Here is a 22,590-nt window from a genome sequence, read left to right as displayed (position 1 = left end):
GCAGGCGCAGCAGAGTTAAAGTTTCTCGCCGTTGCTGGCAATCACGCCTTTATACCACTCGAAGCTCTTCTTGCGGGAACGCGACATGTCGCCCGTGCCGTCGTCGTGCTTGTTCACGTAGATAAAGCCGTAGCGCTTGCTGTACTGGCCGGTGGTGAACGACACGCAGTCGATGCAGCCCCATGGCGTATAGCCCATCAGATCCACGCCATCGTGCGTGACGGCTTTGATCATCTCTTCCACGTGGGCACGCAGGTAGTCGATACGATAGTCATCGTTGATGCTGCCGTCTTCTTCTACCTTATCGTAGGCGCCGAAACCGTTTTCAACGATAAACAGCGGCTTCTGATAACGTTCATACAGTTCGCACAGGGAATAGCGTAGGCCTACCGGATCAATCTGCCAGCCCCAGTCGGACGCCTTCACGTGCGGGTTCGGCACGCTGCCCTCGAAGCCGGAAATGGCATCGCCGGTACCGCCTTCCGCTTTCACCGCGTTGGTCATGTAGTAGCTGAAGCCTAAGTAGTCGCAGGTACCTTCACGCAGGATCTGCTCGTCGCCTGCCTCCATTTTGATGGAGAAGCCGCGGCGCTCCCACTCGTTCAGCACGTAGGACGGGTAGTATCCACGCAGCTGGACGTCGGTAAAGACATAGCGCTCGCGCATGGATTCCTGGGCGAACATCACGTCTTCCGGTTTGCAGGAGAACGGATAGAGCGCCACCATGGCCAGCATGCAGCCGACCTTCATCTCCGGGTTGATGCGACGCGCGGCTTTCACCGCCAGGGCGCTGGCCACAAACTGGTGGTGCAGGACCTGGTACATGGTCTCTTCCGGATTTTCGTATTCGGTATAGACCACGCCCGAGCAGCAGTAGCCGAACAGCGGCGCGCGCCAGTTACGCTGGTTGTTGATTTCGTTGAAGGTCATCCAGTATTTGACCTTGTTTTTGTAGCGCTCGAAGACCACTTCCGCGAAGTGCACAAAGAAATCGACCACTTTACGGTTGGTCCAGCTACCGTACTCCTTCACGAGGTGCAGCGGCATTTCGAAGTGGGAGAGGGTGATCACCGGTTCGATGTTGTACTTCAGCAGCTCATCGAACATGTCGTCGTAAAACTTCAGCCCTTCTTCGTTTGGCTGCGTTTCGTCACCGTTCGGGAAGATACGCGTCCAGGCAATAGAGGTGCGGAAACACTTGAAGCCCATTTCGGCAAACAGCTTGATGTCTTCTTTGTAATGGCCGTGGAAATCAATAGCTTCATGATTGGGATAGTATTTCCCCGGCACCACTTCCTGCGTAATTTCGCGCGGCACGCCGTGCGCGCCGCCGGTCAATACGTCGCAAATGCTTGGCCCTTTGCCGCCTTTGTTCCAGCCGCCTTCAACCTGGTGAGCCGCAACCGCGCCGCCCCATAAAAAATCTTTTGGTAAGGTCAATTTTTTCATCGCTGCTATTCTCAATAAATGGCTTATTGGCATCGAGTCTAGCAAAGCGAAATTAAATGTCACGATATAACAATTCACGGTAAATGTGATTTGTCACATCAAAAAAACAGGGTGTTTTATTCTGTGAGTTTCTTCGCCAGCTTACGGCCGAGAGACTCCAGAATATAAATAACGGGAATTTGCGTGGTGATGTCGTAGACGCCTGCAATACGCGTCTGAGGAACATGCCAGGAGAGATTAAAGTCTGCCAGTTTTGCGAGACGCGAGTGCTCGTGGCTGGTAATGGAGAGTACCTTGCAGTGATGCAGGCTGAACTGGCTGGCGAAGCGCAGGATCTCCTCGGTCTCGCCCGAGACGGAGAGCACAATCGCCAGCGCATTTTTCGCCATATCATTGGTGACCGGGAAATAAGGATCATCAATATGGTTACTGAATTTTCCGATATTAGAAAAGAAGCGCGCGCCATATTTCGCCAGCGAGCCTGATGTTCCCGCGCCGACGAATATAATTCGCTCGGAAGACAATATAATTTCCACCGCCTCATCTAATAATGTATCGAACTCTTCATTGTTAACGCTTTTAAAGAAGCTGATAATTTCGCTGGCACCGAAATTAGCCTGCTGGGGCTCATTCTGCTCTAAATAGAGCTTAAAGCGCACGCGAAACTCCGAGTAGCCTTCGCAGTTGAGTTTGCGGCAAAAGCGCAGGATAGTGGTCGTCGAGACACCCGCCGCATCCGCCAGCTCGCGGATGGTCATGTACATGACTTTGTCACGATTTTTTATGACATAGTTGTAGACCATCATCTCCAGGTTATTGAGGCTGGCAATGGCGGAATGGGAGAACATGCTCACAATGGCTACACTCACTCATCAGACTTTTCTTCAGGGAATAATAACATGCAGCCAAACGACATCACTTTTTTTCAGCGCTTTCAGGACGACATTCTGGCCGGGCGTAAAACCATCACTATCCGGGATAAAAGTGAGTCCCATTTCAAAACCGGCGATATCCTGCGGGTGGGTCGTTATGAAGATGATGGTTATTTTTGCACTATCGAAGTAACAGGGACGTCAACCGTTACGTTCGACACATTGACGCAAAAACATGCTGAACAGGAGAATATGAGCCTGGATACACTGAAAAGCGTGATCGCAGAGATTTACCCCAGGCAGAACCAGTTTTATGTGATTGATTTTAAACGTCTATAGCTGAAATTGGAACGCGCGTTCGCTGAAATTAAAGTGTAACTATCTGATTGTAATTTAGAAACGTCATGTTTAACTTTATTTTAGCTAACAGGTGTTCACTGGAATCATTCTCAGTTAGCATAGTGATGCGATGAATAATCATCTATTGTTTTCCCGGAGTTTTGTATGGTGAGCAGACCATTAATCGCACAGGGATATTCGCTGGCTGAGGAAGTAGCCAATAGCATCAGCCACGGCATTGGCCTGGTGTTTGGGATTGTCGGTTTAGTGTTGTTGCTGGTGCAGGCGGTGGACGCCAATGCCAGCGCGATGGCCATTACCAGCTATAGCCTGTATGGCGGGAGTATGATCCTGCTGTTCCTGGCGTCGACGCTGTATCACGCGATCCCGCATCAGCGGGCCAAGACGTGGCTCAAGAAATTTGACCACTGTGCTATCTATCTTCTTATTGCAGGTACCTACACACCGTTTCTTCTGGTAGGGCTCAACTCACCGCTGTCGCGTGGCCTGATGATTGTTATCTGGAGCCTGGCACTGCTGGGGATCCTGTTTAAGCTGACCATAGCGCACCGGTTTAAGGTGCTGTCACTGGTCACCTATCTGACCATGGGCTGGCTGTCGCTGATTGTGGTGTATCAGCTGGCAGTCAAACTGTCGGTTGGGGGCGTGACGCTTCTGGCCTTAGGCGGCGTGGTGTACTCGCTCGGCGTGATTTTCTACGTCTGCAAGCGCATACCGTACAACCATGCCATCTGGCACGGCTTTGTGCTGGGCGGCAGCGTGTGCCACTTTTTGGCGATTTATTTGTATGTGGGGCAGGTGTAGTTTTTACACCGTGCGGGCGGTTGCCCTCACCCCGGCCCTCTCCCGCAGGGAGAGGGAGGACACCTGTAGACGATTACTCTTCTAACGAATACGGCAGCGGCTCAATACTCAGCGTATTCGCATCGTCACGCACGCGGAACACGCTGTCGGCTTCCATGTCATTATTCATGACGGCTTGAACTAAAAGACGTCCATCATCCAGCTGTACGGCGGCTAACACGGTGCCGGTTCGGCGCCAGTTCTCACCCATCTTCAGCTCTAAGTCTTCACCCGCTTCAGGTACGCGGCTGGCATGTCCCGCCAGCGTCCACAGCGCTCGTTTGTTTGCCCCGCGGAATTTTGCACGCGCCACCATCTCCTGGCCGGTGTAACAGCCCTTTTTAAAGCTGATACCCCCCAGCGCCTGCAGGTTGGTTGCCTGAGGAATGAACTGCGCGCTGTTTGCGGCGTCAATTACCGGCAGACCCGCTTCGATGTTCAGCGCCAGCCACTGCTGGCTGTTGTTGAGCTGTGCTTCGCCTCGCAGCGCCTCGGTGACGCGTTCGGCGGTTGCCGCATCCGTGACTAACAGGAAACGCTCCGCCGGGTGTTCAAACCACAGGATGGAGGTCGCGCCTTCGCTGACCAGCTGCTTTTCTGCATCCGGCAGTTCGCTGAAGAGATTTTTCAGTGCCGCACGCGCCTGGAAACCGGCCACTCCCAGCAGGACATGTTCGTTGTCCGGGGCGATAGCGACTTTGGAAAATACCGCGTACTTTTTCAGCTCTTTGAGCTGGGCCTCTTGCAGGCTGCGGCGCTCAATAAAGGCAAAGCCGTCCTGACGGCGGAAGAGGCGCAGGTTGCTCCACATTTTGCCTTTTGGATCGCAATGCGCGGCCAGCAGGTGCTGGTGTTCGGTCATCTGGCTGACGTCGGCAGTCACCTGGCCCTGCAGATATTTTTCGGCGTCGGCACCGGTGAGCGTTGCCAGCGCCCAGTCATCAAGAGAAATAAGCGTCAGCGGCAGACGCGCAGAGGCGGCGGGCTGGCGAGGAGAAAATGGTGTAAAGGCCATAACGATATCCTGAATTGCTTAACGCTTTGATAATCCCTAATGGTAAAAGAGCCTGCAGGCAATGCAAGCGCTTTCAACAGGCCATTTGTGCCCTAAACCGGTTATGCGTAGCGCTACGCAAAATAATGTAATCCGCTGTCTTTGTAGGGATTGTTCTGGAAGCCTGCTCGCCGAACGCAATATTCCAGTAATGAAACGGTCAAAAACACGTTACACTAGCTGGTGTCCCCGTAGAGAAATAAAGAACACTGAATGGGGTACCGACCGTGCCAAACGTAATGCAGGAAACTGAACATGGATATTAACAACAAGGCCCGTATTCACTGGGCGTGCCGTCGCGGCATGCGTGAACTTGATATTTCCATCATGCCTTTCTTCGAATATGAGTATGACACCTTAAGCGACGATGATAAGCGTCTGTTTGTTCGCCTGCTTGAATCTGACGATCCGGATTTATTCAACTGGCTGATGAACCACGGCAAACCCGCCGACACCGAGTTGCAACGGATGGTGCAATTAATTCAAACACGGAATCGGGAACGTGGTCCTGTGGCAATCTGATCTTCGCGTCTCGTGGCGCTCACAGTGGATGTCTTTATTGCTCCACGGCCTGGTTGCGGCCATTGTGTTACTGATGCCATGGCCGCTGAGCTATACGCCGCTGTGGCTGCTGTTACTCTCGTTTGTCGTTTTTGACAGCGTACGCAGCCAGCGTCGCATCAATGCACGTCAGGGAGAGATTAAATTGCTGATGGATTCCCGCCTGCGCTGGCAGGGTAAAGAGTGGGATATTCTCGGTATGCCCTGGATGCTCAACTGCGGCATGATGTTACGGTTACGTAAGGTGGATGGCGGGCGTTGCCAGCATCTGTGGCTGGCGGCTGACAGTATGGATGCTGCCGAGTGGCGAGATCTGCGCCGGATGTTGTTGCAACAGACGACGCAGGGGTAATGCGCGTTAGCTAAACTTTTCTGCCATTTCGCCCAGAATCTGCTCGCACCAGCTTTGCAGGCGTTCATCGCTGAGATCGTACTGGTTGGTTTCATCCAGCGCGAGTCCAACAAACAGCTCGCCGTCGGCAATAATCGGTTTTTTACTGGTGAACTCGTAACCTTCGGTTGGCCAGTAGCCGATAAACGACACCCCTTTCGGCGCCAGCTTGTCATGCAGCATGCCGAGCGCGTCCAGGAACCATTCCCCGTAACCCAGCTGATCCCCCATGCCGTACATGGCAATGATTTTGCCGTCGAGATTGACTGAATCGAGTTGATCCCAGATAGCTTCCCAGTCTTCCTGTATCTCGCCGAAATCCCATGTCGGGATGCCGAGGATCAGCACGTCATACTGCTCCATCAGCGTAAGCGCGTCATCTTTCAGGTTATGCAACGTCACCAGTTCCGGGCCAATGATGTCGCGAATTTTCTCTGCCGCCATTTCGGTGTAGCAGGTGCTGGAACCATAGAACAGACCAATATTCATCGCGTAACTATCTCAATTCTTGCTTTGACTTTGCGCGTAGTGTACCAGAAACCGGTCGCAATCAGGCATAATGGCCTGACTGCAGAATCAAAGGGGCTGATGTGGAAAAGGATCTCGCACTGATCGAACAGTTTCTCGACGCGCTGTGGCTGGAGAAAAATCTGGCCGAAAATACCCTCAGTGCCTACCGTCGCGATCTTACCATGCTGGTGGAGTGGCTTGCGCACCGGGGGTTATCCCTTGCGAGTGCACAACGTGACGACCTCCAGGCGCTGCTTGGGGAACGGATCGCGGGAGGCTATAAAGCCACCAGTTCCGCACGTTTGCTCAGCGCCATGCGTCGGCTGTTCCAGCATCTCTACCGTGAGAAGATTCGTGAAGACGATCCCAGCGCGCTGCTGGCATCCCCTAAACTCCCGCAGCGGCTGCCTAAAGATCTCAGCGAAGCACAAGTTGAAAGATTATTACAGTCACCGGCTGTTGACCTGCCGCTGGAGTTACGCGATAAAGCCATGCTTGAGCTATTGTATGCTACCGGCTTGCGCGTTTCGGAACTGGTTGGCCTGACGATGAGCGATATCAGCCTGCGTCAGGGCGTGGTGCGCGTCATCGGTAAAGGAAACAAAGAGAGGCTGGTTCCGCTGGGTGAAGAGGCGGTTTACTGGCTGGAAACGTACCTGGAGCATGGTCGTCCGTGGTTGCTCAACGGTACGTCTATCGACGTCCTGTTTCCGAGCCAGCGCGCCCAGCAGATGACGCGGCAAACGTTCTGGCATCGCATCAAGCATTACGCCACACTGGCGGGAATCGACAGTGAAAAGCTTTCGCCGCACGTATTGCGTCACGCCTTCGCGACGCATCTGTTAAACCACGGCGCTGATTTACGCGTGGTGCAGATGCTGCTGGGCCACAGCGATCTTTCCACGACGCAAATTTACACACATGTCGCGACGGAACGCCTGCGGCAGCTACACCAACAGCACCACCCTCGTGCGTGAGTGCCGACGAATTGTAACAGGATCACATATGAAAAAGTCTTTCGCGCTGTTCACCCTGCTGGCAGCCTCATTTACCGGTTTCGCCCATGCGGACGACGCCGCCATCAAACAGTCGCTGGCTAAGCTTGGCGTCACTGGTAGCGATATTCAGCCTGCACCGGTTGCCGGCATGAAAACGGTGCTCACCAACAGCGGCGTGCTGTACGTCACCGAAGACGGCAAACACATTATTCAGGGGCCAATGTACGACGTGAGCGGCGCGCAGCCGGTGAACGTCACCAACCAGCTGCTGATGAAAAACCTGAACGCGCTCGAAAAAGAGATGATCGTCTATAAAGCGGCGCAGGAAAAACACGTCATTACCGTCTTCACCGACATCACCTGTGGCTACTGCCACAAGCTGCACGAAGAGATGAAAGACTACAACGCGCTGGGCATCACCGTGCGTTACCTGGCCTTCCCGCGCGCGGGCGTGCAGAGCCAGCCAGAGCAGGACATGAAGGCTATCTGGTGTGCGAAAGACCGCAACAAAGCGTTTGATGACGCCATGAACGGCAAAGGCGTTAAACCGGCCTCCTGCGACATTGATATTGCTAACCACTACGCGCTCGGCGTGCAGTTTGGCGTGAGCGGTACGCCAGCGATTGTCCTGAGCAACGGGTATGTCGTTCCGGGCTATCAGGGACCAAAAGAGATGAAAGAGTTCCTCGACGCGCACCAGAAACAGTTTGGTGGTAAATAATCCGCGTGAAAGCCCCAATAAAATTGCGCCGCCGCGAGGCGGTTGAACCGGTTGATTTGCCGGACGATCTCCCGGCGCTGCTTAAGCGCCTTTACGCCAGCCGCGGCGTGCGTAGCGCTGAGGATCTTGAACGCAGCGTGAAAGGGATGCTGCCCTGGCAGCAGCTGAGCGGTATCGAAAAAGCCGCTGAAATGCTCTACAACGCGCTTCGTGAGGGAACGCGGATTGTGGTTGTGGGTGATTTCGACGCCGACGGCGCAACCAGCACCGCGCTGAGCGTGCTCAGCCTGCGCGCGCTGGGCTGCGATAACGTCACGTATCTGGTGCCGAACCGTTTTGAAGACGGCTATGGCCTCAGTCCGGAAGTGGTCGAGCAGGCTCACGCCCGCGGTGCGCAGATGATCATGACCGTCGATAACGGGATCTCTTCCCATGCGGGCGTCGATCATGCTCACGCTTTGGGGATCCCGGTGCTGGTCACCGATCACCACCTGCCGGGCGAAACGCTGCCGGATGCGGAAGCGATTATTAACCCCAATCTGCGCGACTGCGATTTCCCATCGAAATCCCTCGCAGGCGTGGGCGTAGCGTTTTATCTGATGCTGGCGTTACGGACCCTGCTGCGCGATAAGGGCTGGTTCGACTCCCGGGGTATTGCCGTACCGAATCTGGCCGAATATCTCGATCTGGTGGCGCTGGGTACCGTCGCCGACGTGGTCCCGCTCGACACCAATAACCGCATTTTGACCTGGCAGGGCCTAAGCCGCATTCGGGCAGGCAAGTGCCGTCCGGGGATCAAGGCGCTGCTGGAGATTGCCAACCGCGATCCGCTCAAGCTAGCGGCAAGCGATTTGGGATTTGCCCTCGGGCCGCGTCTTAACGCAGCCGGAAGGCTGGACGATATGTCCGTCGGCGTGGCGCTGCTGCTGTGCGACAACATCGGTGAAGCACGCGTGCTGGCCAACGAGCTGGACGCGCTGAACCAGACCCGTAAAGAGATTGAGCAGGGGATGCAGGCCGAAGCGCTGACCCTGTGCGAAAAGCTTGAACGCAGCGGCGATACGCTGCCGGGCGGCCTGGCGATGTACCATCCTGAGTGGCATCAGGGCGTGGTCGGCATTCTGGCGTCGCGCATTAAAGAGCGTTTCCACCGTCCGGTGATCGCGTTCGCGCCCGCGGGTGACGGTACGCTGAAAGGCTCTGGCCGTTCGATTCAGGGGCTGCACATGCGCGATGCGCTGGAGCGTCTCGATACGCTTCACCCGGGTCTGATGATCAAGTTTGGTGGTCACGCGATGGCGGCTGGCCTGTCGCTGGAAGAGGCGAAGTTCGACGAGTTTCAGCGGCTGTTTGGTGAGCTTGTCACCGACTGGATTGACCCGGCCCTGTTGCAGGGGGAAGTGGTGTCCGATGGCGAGCTTTCACCGCTTGAGATGACGATGGACGTGGCGCAAATGCTCCGCGATGCCGGTCCGTGGGGGCAGATGTTCCCGGAACCGCTGTTCGACGGGCGTTTCCGCCTGCTGCAACAGCGTATCGTCGGCGAACGTCATCTGAAAGTGATGGTCGAGCCCGTAGGTGGAGGACCGCTTCTGGACGGCATTGCCTTCAACGTTGACACGGCGGTATGGCCGGACAACGGCGTACGCGAGGTTGAGCTGGCGTACAAACTGGACATTAACGAGTTTCGCGGTAACCGCACCCTGCAGATCATCATCGACAATATCTGGCCAATTTAGCGGCAGTAATCTCTATAAAAAAGGGCGTGGATTCGGTACAATCCCGCTCTTATCACCGCATTTTGACAAGTCCATAAAAGAAAACAGACCATGTTTGAAATTAATCCGGTAAAAAACCGTATTCAGGACCTCACGGAGCGCTCCGACGTTCTTAGGGGGTATCTTTGACTACGATGCCAAGAAAGAGCGTCTTGAAGAAGTAAACGCCGAGCTGGAACAGCCGGACGTCTGGAACGAACCTGAACGCGCACAGGCGCTGGGTAAAGAGCGTTCCTCTCTCGAAGCTATCGTAGATACGCTGGATCAAATGGCTCAGGGGCTGGAAGATGTTTCCGGTTTGCTGGAGCTGGCCGTCGAAGCCGACGACGAAGAAACCTTTAACGAAGCCGTGGCAGAACTCGACGTGCTGGAAGAGAAGCTGGCGCAGCTTGAGTTCCGCCGTATGTTCTCCGGCGAATACGACAGCGCTGACTGCTATCTCGATATCCAGGCTGGTTCTGGCGGTACCGAAGCGCAGGACTGGGCCAGCATGCTGACGCGTATGTACCTGCGTTGGGCAGAAGCGCGCGGCTTCAAAACCGAAATTATCGAAGAGTCTGAAGGTGAAGTAGCGGGTCTGAAATCCGTCACCATCAAGATCATTGGCGATTACGCCTACGGCTGGCTGCGTACCGAAACCGGCGTTCACCGCCTGGTGCGTAAGAGTCCGTTCGACTCCGGTGGCCGTCGTCATACCTCCTTCAGCTCCGCGTTCGTTTACCCGGAAGTTGACGAAGATATTGATATCGAAATTAACCCGGCGGACCTGCGTATTGACGTTTATCGCGCATCCGGCGCGGGTGGTCAGCACGTTAACCGTACGGAATCTGCGGTGCGTATTACCCATATTCCAACCGGGCTGGTAACTCAGTGCCAGAACGACCGTTCCCAGCATAAGAACAAAGACCAGGCCATGAAGCAGATGAAAGCGAAGCTTTATGAGCTGGAGATGCAGAAGAAAAATGCTGAGAAACAGGCGATGGAAGATAACAAATCCGACATCGGTTGGGGCAGCCAGATCCGTTCTTACGTCCTTGATGACTCCCGCATCAAAGACCTGCGTACCGGGGTTGAAACCCGCAACACGCAGGCGGTGCTGGACGGCAGCCTGGACCAATTTATCGAAGCAAGTTTGAAAGCAGGGTTATGAGGAACCAACATGTCTGAACAACAAGCACAGGGCGCTGACGCGGTAGTCGATCTTAACAATGAACTGAAAACCCGCCGCGAGAAGCTGGCAGCGCTGCGTGAGCAGGGCGTGCCGTTCCCGAACGATTTTCGTCGTGACCACACCTCAGACCAACTGCACGCTGACTTCGACGCTAAAGAGAACGAAGAGCTGGAAGCGCTGAACGTTGAAGTGGCCGTTGCGGGCCGCATGATGACCCGTCGTATTATGGGTAAAGCCTCCTTCGTGACCCTTCAGGACGTTGGCGGCCGTATTCAGCTGTACGTTTCCCGTGACGATCTGCCGGAAGGCATCTACAACGAGCAGTTCAAGAAGTGGGATCTGGGCGATATCCTGGGCGCGAAGGGTAAGCTGTTCAAAACCAAAACCGGTGAACTCTCTATCCACTGCACCGAGCTGCGTCTGCTGACCAAAGCTCTGCGCCCGCTGCCGGACAAATTCCACGGCCTGCAGGATCAGGAAGCGCGCTATCGCCAGCGCTACCTGGATCTCATCTCTAACGATGACTCCCGCAAGACCTTCAAAATTCGCTCGCAGATCATGGCCGGTATCCGCCAGTTCATGGTCAACCGCGACTTTATGGAAGTGGAAACCCCGATGATGCAGGTGATCCCAGGCGGCGCGTCTGCGCGTCCGTTCATCACCCATCACAACGCCCTGGACCTGGACATGTACCTGCGTATCGCGCCGGAACTGTACCTGAAGCGTCTGGTGGTCGGTGGTTTTGACCGCGTGTTCGAGATCAACCGTAACTTCCGTAACGAAGGTATCTCCGTTCGCCATAACCCAGAGTTCACCATGATGGAACTCTATATGGCGTATGCGGACTACAAAGATCTGATCGAGCTGACCGAATCCCTGTTCCGCACGCTGGCGCAGGATATTCTGGGCACCACGCAGGTCCCTTACGGTGAAGAAGTCTTCGACTTCGGCAAGCCGTTCGAAAAACTGACCATGCGCGAAGCGATCAAGAAATACCGTCCGGAAACCAACATGGCGGACCTGGATAACTTCGACTCTGCGAAAGCGATCGCCGAAAGTATCGGTATCAAGGTTGAGAAGAGCTGGGGTCTGGGCCGTATCGTGACCGAGATCTTCGAAGAAGTGGCCGAAGCGCACCTGATTCAGCCGACCTTCATCACCGAATACCCGGCTGAAGTCTCCCCGCTGGCGCGTCGTAACGACGAGAATCCGGAGATCACTGACCGCTTCGAATTCTTCATCGGCGGCCGTGAAATCGGCAACGGCTTTAGCGAGCTGAACGATGCGGAAGATCAGGCTCAGCGCTTCCAGGACCAGGTTGACGCGAAAGCGGCAGGCGACGACGAAGCGATGTTCTTCGACGAAGACTACGTGACCGCGCTGGAACACGGTCTGCCGCCAACGGCGGGTCTGGGGATTGGTATCGACCGTATGGTGATGCTGTTCACCAACAGCCACACCATCCGCGACGTGATCCTGTTCCCGGCAATGCGCCCGGTGAAATAAGGCGTTAAGATGTAAAAAAAGCCCCGAAAGGGGCTTTTTTATTGCGCCGCGAAGGCTTTGAGTTTTTCGCGGGCGGCTGTAGCTTCCATGACCATCCACGGGCTAAAGGCCCAGGGCGTCGCATCCAGCGCGCGGAATAGCGCGTCCAGCTCAACCCACTGATAATCCATCACTTCATCTTCGTTTATCGTCACGTCATTGGTGATGCGAGCGGCGAAAACCGGGCAAATTTCGTTTTCCACAATCCCGGACGGGTCGGTTTCTCGATAGCGAAATTCAGGGGCGACGGCGGTGATATCGGTCAATTCCGCGCCGACTTCGAAGCGGCAGCGGCGGATTATCGCCTGGACTGTCTCTTCGCCGGACTGCGGGTGGCCGCAGACGGAGTTGGTCCATACGCCGGGCCAGGCCTTTTTGGTTAAGGCGCGTCGGGTGATCAGACATTCGCCTTTTCCGTTAAAAAGCCAGGAAGAGAACGCCAGATGCAGCGGGGTATGTAAGGTGTGCGCGGCATATTTTTCCTGAGTGCCAATCACCATTCCCTGGTCGTTTACCAAAATAACGTGTTCTTGAATACTCATTGATGCTCCAGTGCCAAAATGCCGAGTGGTTCAGCACCATCAGCCGGAGCATTATACAGCATTCTTATACGAACGGTTTGGCTCGTAGAGCGGAAAAGGGCATGACCCTTGTTCGTTTTGGCTGTTATCATAGTGCGCCATTCACGCTGACCGAGGATCTGTTTTGTTTGCAGGAAGCCTGACGAGAAAACCCCTTATCGCTATTTTTTGCCTGACGCTGACGCTATTACTGGCGGGCTGTTCAGGGAGCAAATCTTCGGGTACGGGAAGCTATTCCGGTTCGGTCTACACCGTCAAGCGCGGGGACACCCTGTACCGGATTTCGCGCGCAACCGGGACAAGCGTGAAGGATTTGGCGCGGCTGAATAATCTCTCTCCGCCCTACACCATTGAGGTGGGGCAGCAGCTGAAGGTTAGCGGCGGAACGTCCTCGGGTAAAAAATCCACTTCGAAAGGCAAAACTGCCAAAGTGACGCCGTCCTATCAGGTGCCGCAATCGTCATGGCCGCCGGTTGGACAGCGCTGCTGGATTTGGCCTGCCAGCGGTAAAGTGGTCGCCCCTTACTCACTCTCTGAAGGTGGCAACAAGGGTATTGATATCGCCGCTGCGCGCGGTACGCCGGTTTATGCCTCTGGAGCCGGGAAGGTGGTATACGTCGGTAACCAGCTGCGCGGCTACGGTAACCTGATCATGATTAAGCATGGGGAAGACTACATCACCGCCTATGCGCACAACGACACGATGCTGGTCAACAACGGGCAGAACGTCAAAGCCGGGCAGAAGATTGCCACCATGGGCAGCACCGGTACGGATTCAGTGAAGCTGCATTTCCAGATTCGCTATAAGGCGACGGCCATCGATCCGCAGCGTTATCTGCCTGCGCCCGGCAGCAAACCGAAGTGCTAAGTGACTATTTAATCGCCGGTTAGTTGTGAAGAGGCTTGTATGAAGGTGCGTAAGGTCTATAATGCCTTACGCAACTCAAAGCGGGCGTAGTTCAATGGTAGAACGAGAGCTTCCCAAGCTCTATACGAGGGTTCGATTCCCTTCGCCCGCTCCAAACTCAAGTCTCCTGAAGTCTACCAAACTCAATTTTCCCTTGATAAATCAGCAGTTATAGCATTCTATTAGTCTATTGAACTCAATTGTACTCCCCTAGGGTCAAGCTCAATGTGGGGGTATGGATGGGGGTATAATTGTACCCCCTGCTGAGAGGTACCCCCAATGAAGCTGACAGCTCGTCAGGTTGAAACTGCAAACCTAAAGATAAGCCCTACAAACTCGCTGATGGTGGTGGTCTTTACCTGCTGGTTAATCCCAACGGTAAAAGATACTGGCGTCTCAAATACCGTTCGCTAGGAAAAGAGAAGCTGCTCGCTATTGGCGTTTACCCTGATGTTTCTTTAGCTGAAGCAAGAAATAAGCGTGAGGATGCAAAAAGGACATTAGCGGCTGGCAACGATCCTTCTCTTGAACGGAAAATTGAGAAACTTAGTCGTCAACAAGATGCAGAAAACTCTTTTGAGGCTATCACGCGGGAGTGGTATCAGCGTCGCTATGACCGCTGGTCTGTCTCCTACCGCGAAGAAATGCTGAGAACCTTTGAAAAGGATGTGTTCCCTTATATCGGTCATCGGCCAATCAAAGATATCAAGCCGATGGAGTTGCTTGCTGTTCTTTCAAAAATAGAAGCACGAGGAGCAACTGAGAAGGTCCGTAAGGTTCGCCAGCGTTGTGGAGAAGTCTGGAAGTATGCCGTTGTGACTGGCAGGGCCGAGTACAATCCAGCACCTGATCTAGCCAGCGCCGTGATTCCTCATGAGAAAGAGCACTATGCTTTTTTAATCCAGGATGAATTGCCAGAGTTTCTGCGGACTCTGAACACCTATGCCGGTAGTGTGCTTGTTAAGATTGCGATGCAATTACTTATTCTGACAGGAGTAAGACCTGGGGAGTTGAGGCAAGCGGAGTGGCAGGAATTTGATTTTGAGAAAAAGGTGTGGAATGTACCAGCGGAACGCATGAAAATGCGCCGCCCTCATTTGGTTCCGTTATCAAGCCAGGCAATTGACCTACTTAGTCAGCTTAAACCCATAACGGGAGCAGGAGCGTTGCTGTTCCCAGGACGTAATAATCCTAAGAAACCGATGAGTGATATGGCATTGACTGTGTTGGTCAGGCGTATCGGCTATGCAGGACGCGTTACAGGGCACGGATTCCGCCACACGATGAGTACCATATTGCATGAGCAGGGATTTAATTCGGCCTGGATCGAGCTACAGCTGGCTCATGTCGACAAGAACTCAATTCGTGGAACTTATAACCATGCTCAATATTTGGAAGGTCGGCGGGAGATGATGCAGTGGTATGGTGATTTCATCGGTCAAGCAGGCAAATCCGGATCGCTGCTAGCTTATGCAGCTATTAGCTTGACTGCTGAATTAGAGTGAGAAGGGACACGTTGAGCCTCTTCTCAGCGAAGAGGCTCAACGTGAACCTATTTTTTTTTGAGTTAATACTTTTTGCAAATTTTTTTGTGCCGTTGGATGTAAAGATCTGCGGGGGTTAGGGATGAAAATCATGCTATGAATCGCCACGGGGTCAGTCCAGTTCTTGTTATCTATACCACCTTAGCCATGGTAATGCAGCGACAAATCTATCCTTATTTTTGGTGTGATAGATAAACCACGCCAGTTAACGACCGTTTTCTGGCACCTCCCAATCGCACGCTTTCACACTGTTGGAAAAATAGCCTTGGCTTTTCTGACAGGCCATCCTAATGTTGGCCTCGTTTTCTGGCAGGGGTCAGATCACCTGGTCTCTTCAGACGTTTGTTTGGGAACAACTAAAAATGACCGCGCTGCAATGGAGAATTACAGGTTTTGATAAAGATGTCTGTTTTTTCTTACTAACAGTGCATTCAGGCTTTTTAACCCGGCTCGTTTTAGGGCCAGCATTTTGTATCGACTTACCGCGTTGTAGCTGATGCCCATCCTCCGGGCAACATCGCCGGGTTTTTCACCCTTCATTAAGGCATATAACACTTCACGTTCAACCATTCTGGAGCGCTGATGCCCCTCCGGACGAGTAGATCTACGGACGGGGATAGCAGACAGCAGAAGATGAAACAGACTGCGCTTTAACCTGTTTACGGGAGCCGATTTCTCAATAAAAATGATTTTCTTATCGTGCTCAAGGCTGTAAGTATCGCGAAAAATACGTTCCGTCATGACTACTATCGTCGTGTCCGTCGTAATACATGCCGACAAAATATTCAGTTTGTCCTCCCTTAGGGCGACCTCGTCGAGAATCACCATATCTGCGTTGCTTTGGGTGTGCAGGAGCGTAGTTGACGAGATTTTTGTTACGAGCAACCTACCGCATGCCTGTGCGTCTGCCGATAAAACCGTATAAAGCCCCTGCGACGTAAAATGGCATGCGGTTCCGATAAGAACGTGCTGAAGATGGTCTCTTTTAGTGTCTGGCCTAAGGGTATTATCGAAGACAGGGTTGTCATTCATCATGTTTTTTACACTGCGCCTGGGAAAGATTTCTGTCGTATATTTACGGTAACGGAAAAGAACAGGGATAAATATGAGACCGCGCCACCTTATCCTGTAGGCAGGGGACTACAGGCTCAGCCGGTTCATCACGCCTGAGCGAGCAGTAAGGTTTTGAGACCTAATGACCATCACATTCAGGGTCAGACTTCCGGCGTGTTTCGACTGAATTCACGACTAAACTTCGACGCACACGCTAATGGAGGCGTATGTCAACGTTATGGAATAAGTCAGGTTGTCTTATTGCGTTGATTTGTCTGCTGGGATCGGATTTTGCTTTTTCGGCCAAACCCGTTTCGCTAAATCTTCTGGCCCATACGCATTTTTCTGAGCCCCTTTCCGAGCCTAACCCGAACGATAAGGACTGGCTTCGACAGCACCCAGCAATCCGCGTTGGGGTGAGCGCATCCGCACATCCCCCCTATCAGGTGAGCATTGCTGATGAGGACTTTGAAGGGATTACGGCGGATTATCTTGAACTCTTGTCCCGCACGCTGGGGGTCGATTTCCAGGTATTCCGTTATCCCGACAGTTCTGCTGCGCTGTCGGCATTAAGTGCGTCACAGGTGGAAATGATCGTCGACGATCGTTTCCTTACCGATACAGAACGTCATCCCGATCTGCTTCTGACCGACCGTTATCTGTCCGATCGTGCTGTTCTGGTGAGCCAAAAACCGGTTCGGGAAACGGACGGATTACGTGGAAAAGTGCTGTTTTATATTGGTGGACACGCGTTACGCGAACAATTGAGAAACGCGTTTCCTAAGGCATCATTGACTGCCGCTACAGATGATTACCGCGCTATGGCCTCTGTGGCCAATGATGACAATGCCGTGTTCTGGACCAACGTTGTAACGGCTGCCGAGATTAATCGTCAGAATTTCAACAGCCAGTTAATGTTGTCCCCGAGTTCGGTTTTATCAGAACAGGGCCCCAGATTTATTACCCGCCCGGACATGAGGCCGTTAAAGGACGCCATCAACTCGGTCCTGAGAGATCGTCGCCAGAACATTTACAATGAAATAGCCCAGACATGGGATTTAATGAGCCTGCCCGAGGAAAAAAAAGACACCCTCAAACACGCTCTCACTTCTGAGGAAAGGAACTGGATTGCGCATCATCCTAAGATTGCGGTGTATGTGGTAAACACGCATGTTCCGGTAACTTACATTAATGATGGCGGTCAGCAGAGTGGGTATGCCGTCTCATTACTCCAGAATATCGCCAAAGAGACGGGATTAACGTTCAGTTGGGTTCCGCTTTCAAATGTGCCGGAGATGCGTGATGCGCTGAAAAGCGCGCCTGACTCGTTAATAGCGGCTGCAGATGCATCGGCAACTCACGAACCAGGCATTATTTACTCCCGTCCATATCAAATATCTAACTGGATGCTGGTGACTCGTAGCGCATTCCCCGCCATTCGCTCTCTGTCTGATATGAAGGGGAAACGCGTGGCGGTATTTACCGGCATTTATTATTTGCCTGAGTTGCGCGAACGCTTTCCTCAGGTGGAGTTTGTTGAGGATGATTTTTCACTGGAAACGGCGCTTTCGCTTTTTACTCATCGACTCGATGGCGTCATTGTGCCGCAGACCGCGGCCAGTTTTATACTGAAAAGCTATTTGAGCGATCGTTTCCGGATCGCCTTAACCTTGCCAATCGCCCCCCTTCGGCTTGCCATGGCGACCAGCGAAGAAAACAAAGTTCTGATTTCTATCATTAACAAAACGCTGAGTGAACAGACATCCAGTGAAATGAGCGCAGAACTCACGGGCTGGCAAATGCGCTATGCCCTTGAGCGCTTTGAAGTCTGGGGGCGCTACCGAACCGCTATTTTAATTGCCAGCGCCGTGATGTTTGTCATCGCGGTGATGCTGGCTTTTTACTTCTGGCGGAATCGCTGGCTCAAAAAGAACCTTGCCATACAGCAAGCACTGCAAAATGAACTCACCGTGGCAAAGCAACAGGTTGAAAAGGCGAGTGAATCAAAGAGCGTGTTTTTGTCGCAAATGAGCCATGAAATACGCACGCCGCTGAATGCCATTATCGGCCTGCTTGAACTTGAGCATCTCGGCCACTCCTCCCCGGCGCAACGGCGTAATAATATTGCTGTTGCCTATGAATCATCGAAATTCCTGCTCATGCTCGTGGGCGATATTCTGGATATGGCGAAAATCGAGTCCGGTACCTATGCCGTACGCTCCGTACCGGTTTCTCTCAACGCTATTGTTAATCAGGTCAGTACGTTATTTCATCATACGGCAGAAAAAAAAGGTTTGACGCTGCTGACGCAGGTGGACGTCGAGGTTGATCGGGTCATGAGCGATCCCCTGATGCTGAGCCAGATCGCCTCCAATTTACTGAGTAACGCCATCAAATTTACCGCTCACGGTGAAGTGGAGATTGTAATCTATCAGACCCCCTCACCCCCTGAACGCGGTAATAGCTATGTGCTGGAAGTGAGTGATTCAGGCCCCGGATTAACGGAAGCCCAGCAAGCCGCTATTTTCGAACCTTTTGTGCAGGTTCACAGTGCCCAGTCTGCGCGGCAGGGGACCGGGTTGGGATTGACGATTTGCCGGCAACTCGCCGAATTACTGAACGGACAGCTGGCGGTAGAGAGCGTACCGGGTGAAGGTACCACCTTTATTTTTCGTTTTTCTGCACCAGCGGTCATTGATGAAGCCGATATGCCACCGGATACGAACGTGGGGGCGATTTCCACGCCCTGTAAAATACTGGTGGTGGACGATCATGCTCCCAGCAGAATGCTACTGTCGCAGCAGCTGACGGTTGCCGGGCATACGTGCGTTGTGGCAGAAGATGGCGTTCAGGCTCTGCAGTTATGGGGTGAGGAAACACAGCCGTTTGATATGGTGATTACAGATTGCAATATGCCCGGTATGAGCGGCTTTGAACTCATCAGGCAACTACGTGAAAAGGAAAAACAGCTGAATCGAGCTCCCGGGCCGATGCTGGGATTGACTGCCATGGCCGAGCAGAAAGTCGTCGTGCTGGCTGAGGAGGCCGGGATGACGGCCTGCTTGTTTAAGCCCGTCGAACTTGCGCGGCTCCTTGAGCATATCCCCGTAACGACGCGACTGGCATCCCCCTCCGGGGAGCGTCATACTCGTCACGGTTTGAGGGAGATGGCGCAATCGCAGCCCGAAATATTCGACAGGCTGATCGACGCGGCAATATCTCAAAATGCGCAGGACTGTGCGGCATTTAAACAGGGGATCGCGGACGCTGATTTTACGGCTATTCGACGCGCGGCGCACAGCCTGACCGGAGGAGCGAGATTACTTGAAGCGCACGAACTTGCCGGAATATGCGAGAGGCTGGAAAACGCAGCGGAAGAAGAAGACTTGCCTCACATTCTGTCTCTGGTCACCGCACTAGAGGCCCATCTGCTGCAACTGAATAATCGCCTTAAAGACCAATAGTTTTCTCACCAGTGGAAGAAGGCGGATGACGAATAAACGCAGGGTATGCTTATGAGCACAATCTTTATTGTTGATGACCATCCTGTTTCTCAACTTGCCGTGCAGGTCGTGGCGAACGGGAAGGGATATGACGTTGTGGGCACCTGCGACAACGGGCACGATGCATTAGTCTATTTGCGTAACCATCGTCCTGATCTGGTGGTGATTGATATTGATATCCCTCCGCCTGACGGACTTGAGGTCATAAAACGACTGCGCGAAGAGAATTATCAAGGCGGAATTATTGTTCTGACGACGCACAGCGATCAGCATTTTGTAGACAGGGTCAGGGCCGCAGGCGCCAATGGTTTTATCAGTAAGAACAACCAGCTTGACGCCCTGGCAGATGCGTTCAGGGCCGTTTTAAACGGATACGAGTTTTTTCCCAAGCGCCAGTCATCGTCAGGCCGACCGGATAGGATACAGCCGGAGAAGGACCTGCTGAGCCGCCTGTCTAATCGGGAGCTGCAGGTTCTTGGCTATATCGCGCGGGGCGAACTGCTGGTGGAGATTGCGGAGAAACTGCATGTCAGCAGCAAATCCGTCAGTACCTATAAGCGACGTATTATGGAAAAGCTGGGCCTCAGTAAAACGCTGGAACTGGTCGAATTCGCTAAACGTAATCATCTGGCGTGACTAAGGAAATTAGCGGTACCCGTTTCGGGGGACCGCTGAGCGATTTACTGGTACGTTGTCGTAAACGTTGCCGTGGCGTTAGCCGTACCCGGCGTAAGGATGGTGCCAGTCTGATAGTAGCGTGCCGCAAGCGGGAGGGCATACAGACCGTCTGACGCGGTGGTGGTAATTTTAAGCCTTTCTCCCGGTATAACTGGCGTGTGGTTAAACAGTACCTGTATCCCCACTCCGCTGGCTGCTTCAGCCGAACCTGTTGTGTCGATATTCAAAATACCCTTACTGGCATCCGCTACGCCCGCACGTCCCGCCTCCAGCGTCAGGTAAATATTGGCTGACGCATCGCAGTTCAAATTGACGTTGAAGCTTACGTCGCGCGAGGTGCTTCCAGCCCCCAAAAACTCGGTGTTTTTTATGCTTCCCATGTTCACAAAGATGTTTGGAGTGGTCTCGGAACAGGCCACCGTCTGTACCTCTCCACCCGCGATATTCACGTTCATGACATCGATTTCACCCACAACGCCTGCCCGCGTGATAGATCCGGTTTGCAGACGGCCTGACCCCGTCAGGGGAGCAATTTTGATCAGCTGGAGCTGATAGTTCCCCCAGGTGCCGCCACAGAGCCTCCACCAGGTGGGGGAGAGGCGACACCAGATATTACTGACGCGTCTGGGCAAAGGTCCCGTTCCATAGCGTCCGGTCGTTGACCCTGCGCCGGGGGTCACAATCCTGAAGGCAAGACCCGCCACGCCTGACCGATAGAGAGTTTCAGCATTATGCTGTATTGGCTGAAAATTACCGCTACCTGGTGCCCACTGGGTGACGAACCTGGAGGTGGTGCATTCGATAAAATCGTTCCGGTTAGCAAGTGTGGCAGAACTGGCGGTTGCAACCACGCTGCCGATGGGGGTATCGCGCTGAACGATTACCTGACCAAAATTGAGGTTAATGTTGTCGCTGGCCGTAAACCGGTTGTCCATAAAACTGCAGGCACCCACCGCTATTTTAGAGGTCAGGAGCAGTACGCCGCAGAATAAAAATGGTATGTTCACTGGAGAGCGTTTTCCTTAAATTATTACTGATAAGTCATGGTAAACGTGGCATTAGCATCCGCTTTTCCCGGTGTTACCGTCGACTGTGTCTGGTAATAGCGTGCCTGCAACGGTATGAAATAGGTGCCATTCGCTGTGGTTCTGGCCACGTTTATTTGTGTGCCCAGTGAAACCGGTCTGCTGTTATAGAGCACCTGAACACCCACTCCGGTTGCGTTGTCCGCCGCCCCGGCATTGTCGAGGTTTAGCACGCCCTGTGTTGAGTCGGCCGCACCTGCACTTCCCGCTGTCAGCGTCATTTTGATATTGGTGGAGGCATCGCAGTTAAGAGCGATCGCAAAATCGGTATTGCCGCTGGTGCTTCCCGTCCCCCGGAAATCGGTGTTTTTGGCCGTTCCCATGTTGACCGTAATATTTGGATTGGTTACCGAGCAGGCCACTGTCTGAACCGTGCCGCTGGCGATGGAATAGTCAAAAATAGTGGTCTCTCCGACGATCAGCGCCCGGGTAATCGTGCCGGACGTGATGGGTCCCGATCCGGTAGTGGGGGCAATTTTGACGAGCTGAAGCTGGTAGCTTCCCCAGGTTCCCCCACATAACCGCCACCAGGTCGACGAGCTGGTGCAGGGTACATTGGAAATTTGACGGGGAAGAGGGCCAGTTCCGTACCGGCCGCTGGTCGAGCCTGCCCCTGGAGTGACGATCCTGAAAGCCAGACCCGGGACGCCGGACTGGTACAGGGTCTGGCCGCTATAGGCTACCGGCTCATACCCGGAACCTGCAGCCCACTGTGTACGGTATCCCGTGGCGTTGCATTGGATGAAATTATTTCGCCCGCCCAGAGTATTGTTCGTGGAGCTCCATACGACGGCCCCGATAGGCGTGTCGCGTTGAACGATCACTGACCCCAGATTCAGCTGAACGGCATCATTCGGTGTAAAACGACTGTCCATAAAGCTACAGGTGGCGAGTGCGCCGTTTGAAACCCCCATCAGCAAGATGGCCGAGAGCAGGCGGTTTCGAAATATGTGTTTGATTAACGTTTTCATTACTAACCTTCTATT

General features: G+C 53.5%; 20 protein-coding genes, 1 tRNA gene and 1 pseudogene. 14 read left to right on the top strand and 8 right to left on the bottom strand.

Annotated features, from left to right (window positions below; genetic code table 11):
• Positions 1-15: 15 nt before the first annotated feature.
• Positions 16-1,449, bottom strand: a complete 1,434-nt coding sequence (gene bglA, locus KGP24_RS19120; RefSeq protein ID WP_223561484.1) for a 6-phospho-beta-glucosidase BglA — start codon at positions 1,447-1,449, stop codon at positions 16-18.
• Between the two features lie 116 nt (positions 1,450-1,565).
• Positions 1,566-2,297, bottom strand: a complete 732-nt coding sequence (locus tag KGP24_RS19115) for a MurR/RpiR family transcriptional regulator (RefSeq protein ID WP_223563527.1) — start codon at positions 2,295-2,297, stop codon at positions 1,566-1,568.
• Positions 2,298-2,348: 51 nt separating this feature from the next.
• Here KGP24_RS19115 and yqfB point away from each other — a divergent pair, with 51 nt between their 5' ends.
• Together yqfB and KGP24_RS19105 are read left to right on the top strand one after the other, a co-directional pair.
• Positions 2,349-2,660, top strand: a complete 312-nt coding sequence (yqfB, locus tag KGP24_RS19110; protein WP_223561483.1) for a N(4)-acetylcytidine aminohydrolase — start codon at positions 2,349-2,351, stop codon at positions 2,658-2,660.
• 165 nt (positions 2,661-2,825) lie between these two features.
• On the top strand, positions 2,826-3,485 hold the full coding sequence (locus KGP24_RS19105; protein ID WP_023333307.1) for a hemolysin III family protein: 660 nt from the start codon (positions 2,826-2,828) through the stop codon (positions 3,483-3,485).
• A gap of 73 nt (positions 3,486-3,558) precedes the next feature.
• Here the strand turns inward: KGP24_RS19105 and ygfZ are convergent, their stop codons facing one another.
• Positions 3,559-4,539 (bottom strand): tRNA-modifying protein YgfZ, encoded by a 981-nt coding sequence (ygfZ, locus tag KGP24_RS19100; RefSeq protein WP_223561482.1) that lies wholly within the window; start codon positions 4,537-4,539, stop codon positions 3,559-3,561.
• A 294-nt stretch (positions 4,540-4,833) separates the two neighbouring features.
• On the opposite strand from ygfZ, the gene sdhE reads away from it, so the two are divergent.
• Both sdhE and KGP24_RS19090 read left to right on the top strand, forming a co-directional pair.
• Positions 4,834-5,100, top strand: coding sequence for an FAD assembly factor SdhE (gene sdhE / locus KGP24_RS19095; RefSeq protein ID WP_006178375.1), 267 nt, complete (start codon positions 4,834-4,836; stop codon positions 5,098-5,100).
• Positions 5,081-5,491 (top strand): protein YgfX, encoded by a 411-nt coding sequence (locus KGP24_RS19090; protein ID WP_023326024.1) that lies wholly within the window; start codon positions 5,081-5,083, stop codon positions 5,489-5,491. The genes sdhE and KGP24_RS19090 overlap by 20 nt, the downstream gene beginning before the upstream one ends.
• A 6-nt stretch (positions 5,492-5,497) precedes the next feature.
• Here the strand turns inward: KGP24_RS19090 and fldB are convergent, their stop codons facing one another.
• A complete protein-coding gene (fldB, locus tag KGP24_RS19085) occupies positions 5,498-6,019 on the bottom strand; it encodes a flavodoxin FldB (RefSeq protein ID WP_223561481.1) in 522 nt (173 codons plus the stop codon).
• Positions 6,020-6,120: 101 nt separating this feature from the next.
• On the opposite strand from fldB, the gene xerD reads away from it, so the two are divergent.
• The 5 genes from xerD to lysS all read left to right on the top strand — a co-directional run bounded on the left by xerD (position 6,121) and on the right by lysS (position 12,214).
• A complete protein-coding gene (gene xerD / locus KGP24_RS19080) occupies positions 6,121-7,017 on the top strand; it encodes a site-specific tyrosine recombinase XerD (RefSeq protein ID WP_023309098.1) in 897 nt (298 codons plus the stop codon).
• Between the two features lie 28 nt (positions 7,018-7,045).
• Entirely contained in the window at positions 7,046-7,759 is a 714-nt protein-coding gene (dsbC, locus tag KGP24_RS19075; RefSeq protein ID WP_029740340.1) for a bifunctional protein-disulfide isomerase/oxidoreductase DsbC, read from the top strand.
• A gap of 5 nt (positions 7,760-7,764) precedes the next feature.
• Positions 7,765-9,498: a single-stranded-DNA-specific exonuclease RecJ gene (gene recJ, locus KGP24_RS19070; protein ID WP_223561480.1), complete on the top strand. Its 1,734-nt coding sequence runs from the start codon at positions 7,765-7,767 to the stop codon at positions 9,496-9,498.
• Positions 9,499-9,588: 90 nt separating this feature from the next.
• Positions 9,589-10,687, top strand: a protein-coding gene (prfB, locus tag KGP24_RS19065) for a peptide chain release factor 2 (RefSeq protein WP_096151315.1) whose coding sequence is annotated in 2 segments (ribosomal slippage) — positions 9,589-9,663 and positions 9,665-10,687 — 1,098 coding nt in all. Because the reading frame shifts where the segments join, the coding sequence is not laid out codon by codon here.
• 9 nt (positions 10,688-10,696) lie between these two features.
• Positions 10,697-12,214, top strand: a complete 1,518-nt coding sequence (gene lysS, locus KGP24_RS19060) for a lysine--tRNA ligase (protein ID WP_029740338.1) — start codon at positions 10,697-10,699, stop codon at positions 12,212-12,214.
• Between the two features lie 38 nt (positions 12,215-12,252).
• Here lysS and idi read toward each other — a convergent pair whose 3' ends face one another.
• Positions 12,253-12,795 carry an isopentenyl-diphosphate Delta-isomerase gene (gene idi, locus KGP24_RS19055; RefSeq protein WP_223561479.1) on the bottom strand — a complete coding sequence of 181 codons (543 nt, stop codon included), beginning with the start codon at positions 12,793-12,795 and terminating at the stop codon, positions 12,253-12,255.
• Positions 12,796-12,958: 163 nt separating this feature from the next.
• On the opposite strand from idi, the gene actS reads away from it, so the two are divergent.
• From actS to KGP24_RS19040, 3 genes and pseudogenes are all read left to right on the top strand, one after another.
• A complete protein-coding gene (gene actS / locus KGP24_RS19050) occupies positions 12,959-13,702 on the top strand; it encodes an amidase activator ActS (RefSeq protein ID WP_223561478.1) in 744 nt (247 codons plus the stop codon).
• A gap of 80 nt (positions 13,703-13,782) precedes the next feature.
• Positions 13,783-13,856 (top strand) — tRNA-Gly (locus KGP24_RS19045).
• Between the two features lie 164 nt (positions 13,857-14,020).
• Positions 14,021-15,246 (top strand): annotated as a pseudogene (locus KGP24_RS19040) (integrase arm-type DNA-binding domain-containing protein).
• Positions 15,247-15,669: 423 nt separating this feature from the next.
• Here KGP24_RS19040 and KGP24_RS19035 read toward each other — a convergent pair.
• Complete coding sequence (locus KGP24_RS19035; protein WP_223561477.1) at positions 15,670-16,026, bottom strand: LuxR C-terminal-related transcriptional regulator; 357 nt, start codon at positions 16,024-16,026, stop codon at positions 15,670-15,672.
• Positions 16,027-16,565: 539 nt separating this feature from the next.
• Here KGP24_RS19035 and KGP24_RS19030 point away from each other — a divergent pair.
• Together KGP24_RS19030 and KGP24_RS19025 are read left to right on the top strand one after the other, a co-directional pair.
• Complete coding sequence (locus KGP24_RS19030) at positions 16,566-19,802, top strand: transporter substrate-binding domain-containing protein (protein WP_223561475.1); 3,237 nt, start codon at positions 16,566-16,568, stop codon at positions 19,800-19,802.
• A gap of 51 nt (positions 19,803-19,853) precedes the next feature.
• Positions 19,854-20,477, top strand: coding sequence for a response regulator transcription factor (locus tag KGP24_RS19025; RefSeq protein WP_223561473.1), 624 nt, complete (start codon positions 19,854-19,856; stop codon positions 20,475-20,477).
• A gap of 44 nt (positions 20,478-20,521) precedes the next feature.
• Here the strand turns inward: KGP24_RS19025 and KGP24_RS19020 are convergent, their stop codons facing one another.
• Together KGP24_RS19020 and KGP24_RS19015 are read right to left on the bottom strand one after the other, a co-directional pair.
• The gene (locus KGP24_RS19020; protein ID WP_223561472.1) at positions 20,522-21,526 is read right to left on the bottom strand and encodes a fimbrial protein; all 1,005 of its coding nucleotides are present in this window, start codon (positions 21,524-21,526) and stop codon (positions 20,522-20,524) included.
• Between the two features lie 23 nt (positions 21,527-21,549).
• Positions 21,550-22,575: a fimbrial protein gene (locus KGP24_RS19015; RefSeq protein WP_223561471.1), complete on the bottom strand. Its 1,026-nt coding sequence runs from the start codon at positions 22,573-22,575 to the stop codon at positions 21,550-21,552.
• Positions 22,576-22,590 lie beyond the last annotated feature (15 nt).

Source organism: Enterobacter sp. JBIWA008 (assembly GCF_019968765.1).
Classification (GTDB): domain Bacteria; phylum Pseudomonadota; class Gammaproteobacteria; order Enterobacterales; family Enterobacteriaceae; genus Enterobacter.
This window is presented reverse-complemented; position numbering and strand designations above follow the sequence as displayed.